8 protein-coding genes and 1 tRNA gene are annotated in these 13519 nt (G+C 55.4%); all 9 read right to left on the bottom strand.

Translation table 11 applies throughout. The features are described from left to right. Positions 1–87: 87 nt before the first annotated feature. Positions 88–360, bottom strand: coding sequence for an HU family DNA-binding protein (locus KUV22_RS01530; protein WP_010132873.1), 273 nt, complete (start codon positions 358–360; stop codon positions 88–90). A gap of 562 nt (positions 361–922) precedes the next feature. Beyond that, positions 923–3328 (bottom strand): endopeptidase La, encoded by a 2406-nt coding sequence (gene lon / locus KUV22_RS01525; RefSeq protein WP_222227879.1) that lies wholly within the window; start codon positions 3326–3328, stop codon positions 923–925. A gap of 391 nt (positions 3329–3719) precedes the next feature. Then, positions 3720–5003, bottom strand: a complete 1284-nt coding sequence (clpX, locus tag KUV22_RS01520; RefSeq protein WP_077402622.1) for an ATP-dependent Clp protease ATP-binding subunit ClpX — start codon at positions 5001–5003, stop codon at positions 3720–3722. A 226-nt stretch (positions 5004–5229) separates the two neighbouring features. Further along, positions 5230–5874: an ATP-dependent Clp endopeptidase proteolytic subunit ClpP gene (gene clpP / locus KUV22_RS01515; protein ID WP_222227878.1), complete on the bottom strand. Its 645-nt coding sequence runs from the start codon at positions 5872–5874 to the stop codon at positions 5230–5232. A gap of 194 nt (positions 5875–6068) precedes the next feature. After that, the gene (tig, locus tag KUV22_RS01510; protein ID WP_222227877.1) at positions 6069–7382 is read right to left on the bottom strand and encodes a trigger factor; all 1314 of its coding nucleotides are present in this window, start codon (positions 7380–7382) and stop codon (positions 6069–6071) included. A 197-nt stretch (positions 7383–7579) separates the two neighbouring features. Continuing rightward, positions 7580–7664, bottom strand: a tRNA-Leu gene (locus KUV22_RS01505). A 175-nt stretch (positions 7665–7839) separates the two neighbouring features. Continuing rightward, entirely contained in the window at positions 7840–9015 is a 1176-nt protein-coding gene (gene fadA, locus KUV22_RS01500) for an acetyl-CoA C-acyltransferase FadA (protein WP_010132868.1), read from the bottom strand. Between the two features lie 11 nt (positions 9016–9026). Continuing rightward, positions 9027–11183: a fatty acid oxidation complex subunit alpha FadB gene (gene fadB, locus KUV22_RS01495; RefSeq protein ID WP_222227876.1), complete on the bottom strand. Its 2157-nt coding sequence runs from the start codon at positions 11181–11183 to the stop codon at positions 9027–9029. Between the two features lie 453 nt (positions 11184–11636). Beyond that, entirely contained in the window at positions 11637–13496 is a 1860-nt protein-coding gene (locus KUV22_RS01490; RefSeq protein ID WP_222227875.1) for a beta-ketoacyl synthase, read from the bottom strand. Positions 13497–13519 lie beyond the last annotated feature (23 nt).

The following is a 13519-nucleotide window of genomic DNA, read 5'->3' as shown; positions in this document are numbered from 1 at the left end:
TGATCCTGATTCCGATTTCAATCTTTCAGAAACAAAAAAGGCGCATCCAAGTGATACGCCTCTTTGAAGCATTTTTTACAAAGCTTCTTAGTTCACCGCGTCTTTCAAAGCTTTACCAGCTTTGAAGTTCGGGATCTTAGCGGCAGCGATTTCGATTGGGTCACCGGTGCGCGGGTTGCGACCAGTGCGCGCGGCGCGCTCTTTAACGGCGAAGGTACCAAAGCCAACCAGAGCAACCTGATCGCCTTTTTTCAGAGCGTCGGTAATGCTGTCTACCATGGCGTCCAGAGCACGGCCAGCAGCTGCCTTAGGAATGTCAGCAGACGCGGCAATGGCTTCAATCAGTTCGGACTTATTCACGCTATATCCCTCTATTCTTTTCTAGGTCTAAATGGTCTATGTAACTAGATTCTGAATCTGGAAGTAGTTCCCAGAGTTCAATTCCAGGTGTGTTCGTCAGGTCTGTTGCATCCCTGAATAACAAGGTGCAATCAAGTATTTTTTCGCAGCGGATTTACCAATCGACTGCGGTTCCCCCGTAGCACAACAAGCCACGTTTTATACCAACTGCCTGTTAGTGGGTCAAGGAACCATGCGGCTTTGCGGGCAGTTTGACACTTTTAAGCCACACTTGTTCAGTCAACGGCCGGCAAGCTTATTTTTTAACCGCCCGCAACGGCCGGCGGCGTACTCTAAGCGACTTGATACCAACGTTTCAATGGTTTTTTGTCGCAAACTTAACAACCACCGACTGTCACCTCTTTGACTAACAAGCGGCAGTCGGGTGGAAAAAGTACAAGACAGATAAAATCGTTCAAAACTTCAACAACCTGATAACAAAAAGACCTGCCGCCTTTTATCAAGCGGCAGGTCAAGAGGCCTAAATCAGGTCAAGTTATGATCGGTAACGCACCCCTGACAATCAGTGAGTCTGAACCGAACGCTGGGAGCGCTCATCCGCCTTTTTCTGTAGCGCGGAATACTCTTCATCACTCAATGCATTGGGCACCGATTCCAGCGCATACTCAAACACCTGATCAATCCACTTAACTGGCTTAATCACCAGGTCCTGCTGAATATTGTCAGGAATATCCTTGAGGTCACGCTCGTTGTCCGCCGGGATCAGTACCGTTTTAATACCACCGCGGTGCGCAGCCAGTAACTTTTCCTTCAGGCCGCCAATGCGCAGCACTTCACCACGCAGGGTAATTTCACCGGTCATTGCCACATCGGCACGCACGGGAATATTAGTCAGTACCGACGCCAAGGCGGTGCACATCGCAATACCCGCTGAAGGTCCATCTTTGGGCGTGGCACCTTCGGGAACGTGGATATGAATATCGCGCGTTTCATGGAAGTCCGGAGCAATACCCAGTGACTGAGCACGCGCGCGCACCACAGTGAGCGCAGCCTGAATCGACTCCTGCATCACATCACCGAGCGAACCGGTCTTGATGACGCGCCCTTTACCGGGAACCGCTGAGGACTCGATCGTGAGCAGCTCGCCACCGACTTCGGTCCAGGCAAGCCCGGTCACCTGACCGATCTTGTTTTCTTCTTCCGCGCGACCGTAATCGAACTTGCGCACGCCCAACAGGTCTTCCAGCTGATCCTGCTTGATCACCACCTTGTTGGTGGTGGATTTGCGTACATGCTCGGTAACAACTTTACGGCAAATTTTTGCCATTTCGCGATCCAGCCCGCGCACACCAGCCTCCCGCGTGTAATAACGAACAACATCGCGTACTGCCTCGTCGGTGATCTCCAGCTCCTCAGGCTTGAGGCCAGCGTTTTTACGCTGCTTGGGAATCAGATAGCGCTGGGCAATATTCAACTTTTCATCTTCGGTGTATCCGGGAATTCGAATCACTTCCATACGGTCCAGCAAGGGGCCGGGAATATTCATCGAGTTCGAAGTACACACGAACATCACATCGGAGAGGTCGTAGTCCACTTCCAGATAGTGATCGTTAAAAGACTTGTTCTGCTCCGGGTCCAACACCTCGAGCAAAGCAGATGCCGGATCACCGCGGTGATCCATACCCATCTTGTCTATTTCATCCAGCAGGAACAGCGGGTTTTTCACCCCGACCTTGGAAATTTTCTGAATCAACTTACCGGGCAGCGAGCCGATGTAGGTTCTGCGGTGACCGCGGATCTCGGCCTCATCGCGCACACCACCAAGCGCCATACGCACATACTTGCGATTGGTCGCGCGTGCGATGGACTCCCCGAGAGAGGTTTTACCTACCCCGGGCGGTCCAACTAAACACAGAATTGGCCCCTTCACCTTTTTCACCCGCTTCTGCACGGCGAGGTATTCCAGGATACGCTCTTTCACCTCTTCGAGGCCGTAGTGATCCTTGTTCAGAATCTCTTCCGCCTTGATCAGGTCGTGGCGCACGCGGCTGGCCTTTTTCCAGGGCACGCTCAACATCCAGTCGATGTAGCTGCGCAGCACGGAAGCTTCCGCAGACATGGGCGACATCATTTTCAGTTTGCCCAGTTCCGCGCGGGTTTTCTTTTCCGCCTCGGCAGACATGCCGGAATCGGCAATTTTCTTCTCGAGCTCTTCAATTTCATTGGGCTCTTCGGTGATCTCGCCCAACTCTTTTTGAATCGCCTTCATCTGTTCATTCAGATAGTACTCGCGCTGGCTTTTTTCCATCTGCTTCTTCACGCGACCGCGAATGCGCTTTTCTACCTGAATCAGGTCAATCTCTGAATCCATCAACCCCAGCAGGTGCTCGAGACGCTGCTTAACACTGATGGTTTCCAACAATTCCTGTTTTTGCGCAAGATCCAGCGACATATGTGCAGCGATGGTGTCTGCCAGGCGGCCCGGTTCATCGATACCGGACAGTGAGGTCATCACCTCGTTCGGTACTTTTTTGCTAACGCTGACGTATTGCTCGAACTGCGACATGGCAGAGCGCACCAGTGCCTCCGCTTCCGCCTCGGAAAGCTCTTCCGATTCAATCGGGGATACGGTGGCGCGGTAATGTTCCTCGCCTTCCTGAATCTCCTCGACTTTCACTCGGTGGCCACCCTCCACCAGTACCTTGACGGTGCCGTCGGGCAGCTTGAGTAATTGCAGTACGCTAGCTACGGTGCCCACGCGATACACATCGTCCGCACCGGGGTCGTCTTCGGACGCTTGGCGCTGCGCCACGAGCAGCACTTGCTTGTCGCTGCGCATCGCGTCTTCCAGCGCATCAATGGATTTCTCTCGGCCGACAAACAGCGGGATCACCATATGCGGATAGACCACTACATCTCGCAGTGGCAGCAGGGGGTATTCGTTCAAGGTCTCGGATGGCTGGTCCATATAACTCCTCTCGGCCTTCAGGCGGCCTGCGCCGCCAGATTGGCAGCGTCAACGTATCTGTCGCGTCGCCTCCAGTGCGGACGCTCGATACGACTTGTGCCAGTTCAACAGCTAAGGTGGGGGCGTCGCCCAGAATAACAAGTCCACCCCGTCACACGCAGCAAAATTAGTTTAATTTCGGCGACTTGACGATGGTTGCATAAAACCCAAGTTCTCTGTGACGCCCCAGACGTAGAACAAATATTATCCAAAAACCGAAAAACTAGTCGCAAAAAGCGCTTGCAGACACCGCCGGTGGCTGCGTGAATCGGGCGCCAACTTGGAGGCACAAAAAAAGCCCCAAACCGGGGCTTTTATCTGCCGAAAGGCGGAGTGATCAGCGCGGAGGAACTTACTCTTCCGGCGCGGCTTTCTGGGCTTCCACCTGCTCGTATACCAGCAATGGGGCCGACTCACCTTTGATCACGGCCTCGTCAATTACGACTTTGGCGACATTATCCATGGATGGGATGTCGTACATGGTTTCGAGCAGTACCGACTCCATGATCGAACGCAGTCCACGTGCACCGGTCTTCCGCTCCATGGCTTTAGTTGCTACCGCGTCCAGGGCATCTGGACGGAAGTCCAGCTCAACCCCTTCCATATCGAACAACTTGCCATATTGCTTGGTCAGCGCGTTGCGCGGCTCGGTCAGAATTTGCACAAGCGCAGCGCGGTTAAGCTCCTCGAGCGTCGCGGTCACCGGCAAGCGGCCAACGAACTCCGGGATCAAGCCGTAACGCACCAAGTCTTCCGGCTCCAGATCCAACAACACTTCACCGAAGTTACTGTTGCTGTCTTTGGATTTGACCTCGGCCGAGAAACCGATGCCGCCTTTTTCTGAGCGATCGCGGATAACTTTATCCAGGCCAGCGAAGGCACCACCACAGATAAACAGGATATTAGAGGTGTCTACCTGCAGGAACTCCTGCTGCGGATGCTTGCGGCCACCCTGAGGCGGTACCGAGGCAACTGTGCCCTCAATCAGTTTCAACAGTGCTTGCTGCACACCCTCACCGGAAACATCCCGGGTAATGGAGGGGTTATCGGATTTACGGGAAATCTTGTCAATTTCATCGATGTAAACAATACCCTGCTGGGCCTTTTCTACATCGTAATCACATTTTTGCAGCAGCTTCTGAATGATGTTTTCGACATCTTCACCCACATAGCCGGCTTCGGTGAGGGTGGTGGCGTCCGCAATGGTGAATGGCACATTCAGCAGGCGGGCCAGTGTTTCCGCCAACAGGGTTTTACCACTACCGGTAGGACCTACCAGCAGGATGTTGGATTTACCCAGTTCAACATCATCTTTGCCTTTAACGCCCTTACTGGTGCGCAAACGCTTGTAATGGTTGTATACCGCGACCGCCAGTACTTTTTTGGCACGCGCCTGACCAATTACGTACTGGTCAAGAATCTCGGTAATTTCCTGAGGTGTAGGCAGGCGAGAATCGTCACCTTCGACAGATTCCTGCACTTCCTCGCGAATGATATCGGTGCAGAGCTCAACGCACTCGTCACAGATGTATACAGAAGGGCCTGCAATCAGCTTGCGTACTTCTTGCTGGCTCTTGCCACAGAAGGAACAGTAAAGGAGTTTGCCGTTATCTTCTCCGCTGTTCTTATCAGTCATCTAAGTACTCCGTGCTCTGACAGCCAGCCAAAATGCGGTGGCAAAAGGGGTTCGTAATCAAGATGCGGTCTTTTGGCAGGTTTTTCAAGCTTTTTTGTTCTCTCCCGGAGTAGAGGCTCAGCGACATGCCGCAACAACTGCGCGCAGTGCACAGCGGTTGCGGAACATCACTCCCCTACCCGGGGCAATTTTGGGGAATAAGTGCGTGCCAGATAGCGTTCAGGTGCTACTTGGCTAAGCCCTGGCGATGCGCCAACACCTGGTCCACCAGGCCGTATTCCTTGGCTTCGTCCGCGCTGAGGAAGCGATCACGATCCGTGTCACGCTCAATCTCTGCCACGGTACGGCCGGTGTGATGAGCCATAAGCTCGTTCAGACGCGCGCGGATCTTGAGGATTTCCTGAGCGTGAATATGAATATCTGAAGCCTGCCCCTGGGCGCCACCACTCGGCTGGTGGATCATCACACGCGAGTTTGGCGTGGCGTAACGCTTCCCTTCTGCACCGGCGGTGAGCAGGAAGGCACCCATGCTACATGCCTGGCCGATACACATGGTGCTCACATCAGGCTTGATGAATTGCATGGTGTCATAAATCGACATGCCCGCAGTCACCGACCCACCTGGTGAATTAATATACAGATGAATATCTTTATCCGGGTTCTCGGCTTCCAGGAACAGTAGCTGCGCCACTACCAAGTTTGCCATATGGTCTTCTACCGGCCCCACCAGAAAGATCACACGCTCTTTCAGCAGACGGGAATAAATATCAAACGAACGCTCACCTCTGGCGGTCTGCTCTACCACCATCGGCACCAGGCCACCGGTGGCAAGAATGTCTTGGGAACTACTAGGACGGTCAATATATGCCATGGATACGATGCTTCCTTTTTCGGCGTATTAGGCGGGTCAGAACGCATGTGCTCAAAAAAAACACACTTCTGAAAAATTTGTTCAACCTGAGCTTAACTGCTCGGCGGCGATAATGCCAGATTGACTCTCAGCATCTCGCACAAACAAAAACGGCCACCCGAAGGTGGCCGCTTTCAACTGCATACGTGTGCGAATCAAGCTTGCTTTTGCGGCTTGATCACGTCGTCGTAGCTGCTTTCAACTTCGCTGACTTTGGCCTTATCCAGGACGAAATCAACTACCTGGTCTTCCAACACTACAGACTCAACACCAGCCAGCAACTCGCGGTTGTTGAAGTAGTATTCAACCACTTCTTCCGGCTGCTGATAGGTAGACGCCAGCTCTTCAACTTTTGCCTTTACGCGGTCCGCGTCAACAGACAGTTTGTTTTCCTTGACGATCTCGCCAACCACCAGGCCGAGAACAACGCGACGCTTCGCCTGATCTTCGAACATGGTGTCCGGCAGCATTTTTGCAGCGTCTTCCGGCTTAATCTGACCACCGAACTGCTGAACCATCTGGCCGCGCAGGGTTTGAACTTCGCCGGCAACCAGTGCAGCAGGAATTTCTACCTGGTGCTTCTCGAACAGCTGGTCCATGACCTGGGTCTTGACCTTGTTCAGTGCAGCGTTCTTCAGCTCACGCTCCATGTTACCGCGTACTTCTTCGCGGAACTTCTCTTCGCCGCCTTCGGCAACACCGTAGCCAGCGAAGAATTCATCATTCAGCTCAGGCAGCTCAGGCTTTTCAGAAGCAGTTACCTTGATGGTGAACACTGCGTCGGCACCTTTCAGGTTTTCCGCCTGATAGTCTTCCGGGAAGGTCACTTCCACTTCTTTCTCTTCGCCCGGCTTCATGCCCAGAATGCCGTCTTCGAAGCCCGGGATCATGCTGCCGGAACCCAGAACCAGCTGCTGACCTTCAGCCTTGCCACCTTCGAACTCTTCGCCGTCTTTACGGCCAACGAAGTCGATAGTTACGCGGTCGCCTTTCTGCGCCTTGCGCTTGGTATCTTTCCAACCGGACTGCTGCTTGCGCAGTACGTCGATCATGTTGTCGACGTCTTTGTCAGTTACTTCAGCGGTCGGACGCTCAACAGCAACTTCTGCCAGATCGGTCAGCGCAACTTCCGGGTAAACTTCGAAGGTCGCTACGTACTCCAGGTTTTCACCCGGGGTTACATTCTTGGCTTCAATGCTCGGCTGGCCGGCAGGCTTTACCTGCTCCTTCTGAACCGCGTCGTAGAAAGAACGGCTCATTACCTCGCCCAGCACTTCTTGACGAACACCGGCACCAAAACGCTGACGCACAACCTTCATCGGCACCTTGCCTTTACGGAAGCCGTTGATGCGCACGGTCTTTGCCGCTTGCTGAAGGCGCTTATCAACTTCCTTATCCACCACTTCTGCCGGCAAATTTACCGTTAAGCGACGCTCCAGTCCGGAAGTTGTTTCGATGGAAACCTGCATGTTAATCCTCGTGAGACTCTTCTCTTCACATAATGCCGGGCTACGGAAATGTCTAACCAGCACCAGCGCTTAGCGTTGCGCCGAATCTTATCCGGCCGCCAAATACAAACAGCCCGCGTCACCACCTCTACCCTGCGAAACACGACATAAATGCGCGCTGCGGGCAACGAATGAACACGGACTGCGAAATATTTAATTGGTGGGGACGGGGAGACTTGAACTCCCACACCTTGCGGCACCAGAACCTAAATCTGGCGTGTCTACCAATTCCACCACGTCCCCAATTCCAAACTCGCGGATAACTCTTTGATTTACCTGCCTTTTTGAGAAAAAACAGGTTAGCCGTCCAGCGAGGGGAGCAGATTGTGCCACAGAGGACACAGGGCTTCAATAAGTGCGTTGAAAACAAATGGGGCGCCCATGGGCGCCCCATCTTTTGCACGGAAGCCGGAGCGGCTTATACGCGCTCTACGATGGTGGTGATACCCTGACCCAGACCAATACACATGGTCGAAACACCAAGGTCACCGCCTTCATTTTGCATCACGGACAACAGGGTACCGGTGATACGCACACCGGAACAACCGAACGGGTGGCCCAGTGCGATAGCACCACCGTACAGGTTGACCTTCTCGTCCATTTTATCCAGCAGGTTGAGGTCCTTCAGCACCGGCAACGCCTGCGCCGCGAACGCTTCGTTCAACTCTACCTTATCGATATCGTCGATGGTCAGACCTGCGCGCTTCAGCGCGTTCTGGGTGGAAGGTACCGGGCCGTAACCCATGATGGACGGATCCACACCAGCCAGCGCCATTTCGCGCACCTTTGCGACCGGGGTCATACCCAGTGCCTGGGCACGTTCGGCGGACATCACCAACATCACGGATGCACCGTCGGTAATCTGCGAGGAAGTACCCGCGGTTACCTGACCGTGCTTGGGATCGAACGCCGGCTTCAGCTGCGCCAGACCTTCAACGGTGGTTTCCGGGCGGATGGTCTGATCGGTTTCTACCAGAATCGGCACGCCATCGGCGTCGTGGCCTTCAATTGCGATAATCTCGCGATTGAACTTGCCCTCTTCAGTGGCCTTGGCAGCGTGCTGGTGAGAGCGCGCACCAAACTCGTCCATTTGCTGACGCTGGATACCGTGCATCATCGCCAGGTATTCAGCAGTCATGCCCATGGAGCCTGCAGCCTTCGCCATATGGCGTCCCAGCATCGGGTTCGGGCTCACGTGCTCCATCATGTTCAGGTGACCCATGTGCTCGACACCGCCGACCACATAGACATCACCCACACCGGCCTGAATATTGGCAGCGGCGGTGTGCAGAGAGGACATGGAAGAACCACACAGGCGGTTCACGGTTTGCGCCGGAACGGTGTGGGGCAGACCAGCAGCCAGAGCGATAAAGCGCGCTACGTTGAAGCCCTGCTCGTCACGCTGCATGACACAGCCCCAGATCAGGTCATCGATTTCTTTCGGATCCAGCTTCTCGTTGCGCTGCAGAAATTTCTTCAACAGTTCAGCAGACATGTCATCCGCACGCACATTGCGGTAAACGCCATTTTTGGATCGACCCATGGCGGTACGCGCATAGTCGACGATTACGGCATCTCTAGGATTCAGACTCATGGATACTCTCCTTACTTGTTGCCGTAGTAGGTTTTGCCGCTGGCAGCCATTTCACGCATGCCTTTGGTCGGCTCATACAGCGCACCCAGGTCGCTGTACTTCTCGGCCATCTTCACGAAGTTGTCCAGGCCAATGCTGTCCAGCCAAGCGAACACGCCACCGCGGAATGGCGGGAAGCCGATACCGTAGATGAGCGCCATATCCGCTTCCGCCGGAGAGTCCACGATGCCCTCTTCCAGGCAGCGCGCCAGTTCGGTCGCCATCGGCACCATCATACGCTCGATGATTTCGTCGTTTTCAAACTCGCGACGATCAGCCACGTGCGGCTTCAGCAGCTCGTAGGACTCTTCAGTTACCACTTTCTTGGGACGGCCTTTCTTGTCCTGCTCGTAGACATAGAAGCCTTTGCCGTTCTTCTGGCCGTAGCGCCCTGCTTCGTACATTACGTCGGAGGCTGCGGTAAAGGTCTTGCCCATACGCTCTGGGAAACCTTCCGCCATTACCTGCTCGGCGTGCACACCGGTATCGATGCCAACCACGTCCATCAGGTAAGCCGGACCCATCGGCCAGCCCCAGCGCTCCATCACCTTGTCGACCTGCTGGAAGTCGGCGCCATCGCGCACCAGCATGGCGAAACCGGCGAAGTATGGGAACAGCACACGGTTTACCAGGAATCCTGGGCAGTCGCGTACCACAATCGCCTTTTTACCCATTTTGTTGGCGTAGGCCACAACGCGGGCAACGGCGTTTTCGGAAGTTTTCTCACCGCGAATCACTTCCACCAGCGGCATTTTGTGCACCGGGTTGAAAAAGTGCATACCCAGGAAGTTTTCCGGGCGCGACAGCGGCGCAGCCAGGCTGTCGATAGAAATGGTAGAAGTGTTGGAAGCAATTACGGTGTCATTTGAAACCTTGCCTTCCACTTCGGTCAGAACAGCGTGCTTGACCTTGGGGTTTTCCACCACCGCTTCAACCACCACGTCGATATCGTCGAAACCGTCGTAGCTCAGGGTCGGCTCGATGCGGTTCAGCACCTCGCCCATTTTGCTCGCAGTCATGCGACCGCGATCAACCAGTTTCGCCAGCAGCTTGTTGGCCTCATTCAGACCCAGGTCGATGCCATCCTGATTGATATCCTTCATCTTAATCGGCGTGCCTTTATAGGCAGACTGGTAGGCGATACCGCCACCCATAATGCCTGCACCCAGTACGGCTGCGCGCTCGATTTTCTTGTCCGCTTTCTTTTCCCAACCTTTGGCAACCTTGCCAACCAGCTGGTCTTTCAGGAACAGGCCCACCAGGGACTTCGCAGTTTCGGTCTGCGCGCTGGCAATAAACTGCTCCTGTTCGATTTTCAGTGCCGCATCGCGGTCGAGCTTGTAGCCCTGTTCGATGGAGGTTACCGCGTTAACCGGAGACGGGTAGTTGCGACCCGCTTGCTGGCCAACAAACGCCTTGGTGGTGAAGAATGCCATCAGCGCTTCGGTATCGTTCAGCGGAATCGGCGACTTCTTGATTTCACGACGCTTCTGGTAATCCAGCTCGCCTGCAGCAACACGCTCCAGCAGCTTCAGCGCTGCACCGCGCAGCTTGTCTGCCGGAACCACCGCATCCACGGCGTGCGCAGTCAGTGCCGCATCTGGACGCTGCTCTTTACCTGCAGCAATCCACTCGGCTGCCACGTCAACGCCAACCACGCGCGGCAAACGCACGGTGCCGCCCCACCCCGGAATCAGACCGAGCTTCACTTCGGGCAGACCCACTTTGGCCTTATCGCCCATCACGCGGTAGTCACAACCCAGGCACACTTCGAAGCCACCGCCGAGCGCGAAGCCATTAATGGCAACCACGGTCGGGAACGGGAGGTCTTCCAGTCGGTTGATGTTGTCGTTGTTCTTGCTCATCAGCTCGGCGATGCCTTCCGGGCCAGCGGAGAAAGCTCCACCGAACTCGGTAATGTCCGCACCGACGATAAATACATTTTTGCCACTGGTCAGCAGCAGGCCTTTGATGTCGCCCGCTTTTTCAATCGCGTCCAGAGCGTCGGAAAATTCCGATACGGTGAGACGATTGAACTTATTGACGGACTCGCCTTCCAGATCGAATTTCAGTTCCGCGATGCCGTTGTCCAGCATCTGAACGGATAGCGCTTTGCCACTAAATAACATTATTGACCTCATTGATTGGTGACCCGGTGTCATTGCCGACAATGTACCGGTCCGGGGGTCGGGTTGTGCAAGACTGAGATAGGACTCGCCGCAGACAGCGTGCGATACCAGTGTTGCCACTTAATGACGCATTGTCCGAAATCAGTCGACGCGCCAAGTATAGCCAGATTCAAACGTGTGTTTGAATACCATTTCTGCCATATCTACTGTCCGGTTTGGTGCAAACATTGTGGTGAGACAGGTATTCCGATCAAAATCTGACCCATTCGTTCATAAAGTCAGGAATTTGTTTCAAGAACAGGCAACACGCAGACAACCGGTAACTGCGCCCCGAAGCATAGCGGGAAAAGCGCACGGAGACAGAGTCACCACGCAGTAAGGAAGGGAAACCGGCGACACCTGAAGCCGCCGGTTACTGGCTTATCGCGCAGGCGAATGCGCAATAAGCATGAGTCACACCATATCCGCGAAGGGATTTTCTGACTCCAGGGAAATGGCGCCAGCGCCATCCGGCAACGTGAGACTGAAAGCATCCAGCTCGATGGCCGACTCATCAATCAGGCCCTCACCGAACCGGTAGATCGCGTTCAGATCACCGCGGCTGGCCCGGGCATCATATGCCGCAGCCTGCTCGGTCACCGCCTCATTGCGCTTCTGGTATGCGGTGAACGCTGCCCGGCCGTGGCGCTTGGCCAGCATGCTCTCGGTAACGTGGGGCGCCAGCACACTGGCCGTCGCATTGTTACCACCAAACCCTTTCGAATTGAGGAAGGCCACATCCAGGGATTGCGGATCGCGCTCCACATGCTCAAGCGACAATGAGAGATTTTCGTGGTGCACGTCGTCGGCCACACGGTCGATGGTGGTAATGCCCGGCAGAATACCGCGGCGGAACATACCCAGGCTGGTAATCAACTGATCCCCACTGGCCGCCGCTACGGTGTGCCCCACAAAGGCTTTCACCGCACATACCGGCCACGCCTCGATACCAAAGGCACCGGCAAGGCGGTCAAAGATGGCCGACTCAGTAACCCGGTTCTGCGGGGTACTGGAACCGTGGGCCTGAACAAAGCTGCGGTTTCGCAGGCTGTCTTCACCCAGGATGGCCCGCGCTTCTGCCATTGCCCGGGCAACGGTGAGGTAATTACCGGGGCCGGGTGCGGAGATGGACTTTTTGGCCCCGTCCGCATTCACAAAGACGTTGGCCACCGCACCATGAATCGGCGCACCCAGCTCGAGCGCGAGTTCATCGTCCATCAGCACCGCCCACTGACTCCCCTCTCCCAGGGTAAAGCCGCAGTTATTGCCAAATGGGCGACTGGCGCGCCGGAAGTCGATGTCACCATCAAAAATCTTGCGCAGTCCATCCAGGTTCGCGAGTGCACCCATGGTGGTATAACCGTCCACCACTTCCGGCACCAACGGCGCCTCTGCCGCACCGACTACGGCAACGCGCGCACGGCCACAGCGAATGTCTTCCACCGCAGCGCGCAGGTTGTAGAGATACGTTGCACAGGCACCGGCAACCGCACCGGTAGTGCCCACACTACCCAGGACATAGGCGTTTACAAAGTCCGCGGGCATGCTGGTGAGACCCAGTGCCAACTGCTTCGAGCTCACACGCCCGCCGCGCAGACGCGACTGCAGCAGGCCGCCATTGCCATTGGGGTCCAACTGACTCATTGCGGAACTGGCATACACGGAGATCTTGTCCGGGCCCGCCTTCGCCGCGACAGTGTCCCAATCAATACCCAGGGACTGCACCGCGTCAGATGCACCGAGAATCGCCAATTGCAGACCGCGCGGGTGGAACCGGGAATTGTACTCCTGGCCCGGCTCAAAGCCCGTAGGCAACTGGCCCGCAGAAGCAACAGAGATTTCACGATGGCTGTCGAGCATGACCGACAAGGCGCCGGCATGCACCCGCACACGACCGCTATCCAACGGCTCTACCTGCCAATCGTCGGGAATCGGGTTCGGCAGCTGGCGCGCGGACATTTCGAAGGTGAAACCACCCGCATTTGAGAGTGCGGCCGGCTGGTGAAAGTGGCACTGGCGATAATCGTAGAAGCGCGACTCCAGCTCCCGCACCAGGGTGCCCTGCAGCACCTGCTGCTCCAGCGCGGCACTCAATGGCCCCTGAGCATCGTCACCGGTGCGCAATCCCATCAGGGCTGCAAGATCAGACAGGACGTCGGTTCGCTCCTCAATGGCGAGGCTATCCAGCACCATGCGCTTGTAGCCACGGTGAAACGAGCTGCGACCCGCAGGGTTGAATCCCCCAAACGCAGTGATAACAGGTAGGCGCTGCATCCTGACCTCCAGCCTAGTATGGA

This window comes from Microbulbifer agarilyticus, from assembly GCF_019800665.1.
In the GTDB taxonomy this organism is placed as follows: Bacteria; Pseudomonadota; Gammaproteobacteria; order Pseudomonadales; family Cellvibrionaceae; genus Microbulbifer; species Microbulbifer agarilyticus_C.
This window is presented reverse-complemented; position numbering and strand designations above follow the sequence as displayed.

What these genes read in the sequence shown, in the direction of transcription:
- lon (WP_222227879.1), bottom strand. Translation starts at nt 3,328, where the DNA reads ATGGACCAGCCATCCGAGACCTTGAACGAATACCCCCTGCTGCCACTG.
- clpX (WP_077402622.1), bottom strand. Translation starts at nt 5,003, where the DNA reads ATGACTGATAAGAACAGCGGAGAAGATAACGGCAAACTCCTTTACTGT.
- clpP (WP_222227878.1), bottom strand. Translation starts at nt 5,874, where the DNA reads ATGGCATATATTGACCGTCCTAGTAGTTCCCAAGACATTCTTGCCACC.
- tig (WP_222227877.1), bottom strand. Translation starts at nt 7,382, where the DNA reads ATGCAGGTTTCCATCGAAACAACTTCCGGACTGGAGCGTCGCTTAACG.
- fadA (WP_010132868.1), bottom strand. Translation starts at nt 9,015, where the DNA reads ATGAGTCTGAATCCTAGAGATGCCGTAATCGTCGACTATGCGCGTACC.
- fadB (WP_222227876.1), bottom strand. Translation starts at nt 11,183, where the DNA reads ATGTTATTTAGTGGCAAAGCGCTATCCGTTCAGATGCTGGACAACGGC.
- KUV22_RS01490 (WP_222227875.1), bottom strand. Translation starts at nt 13,496, where the DNA reads ATGCAGCGCCTACCTGTTATCACTGCGTTTGGGGGATTCAACCCTGCG.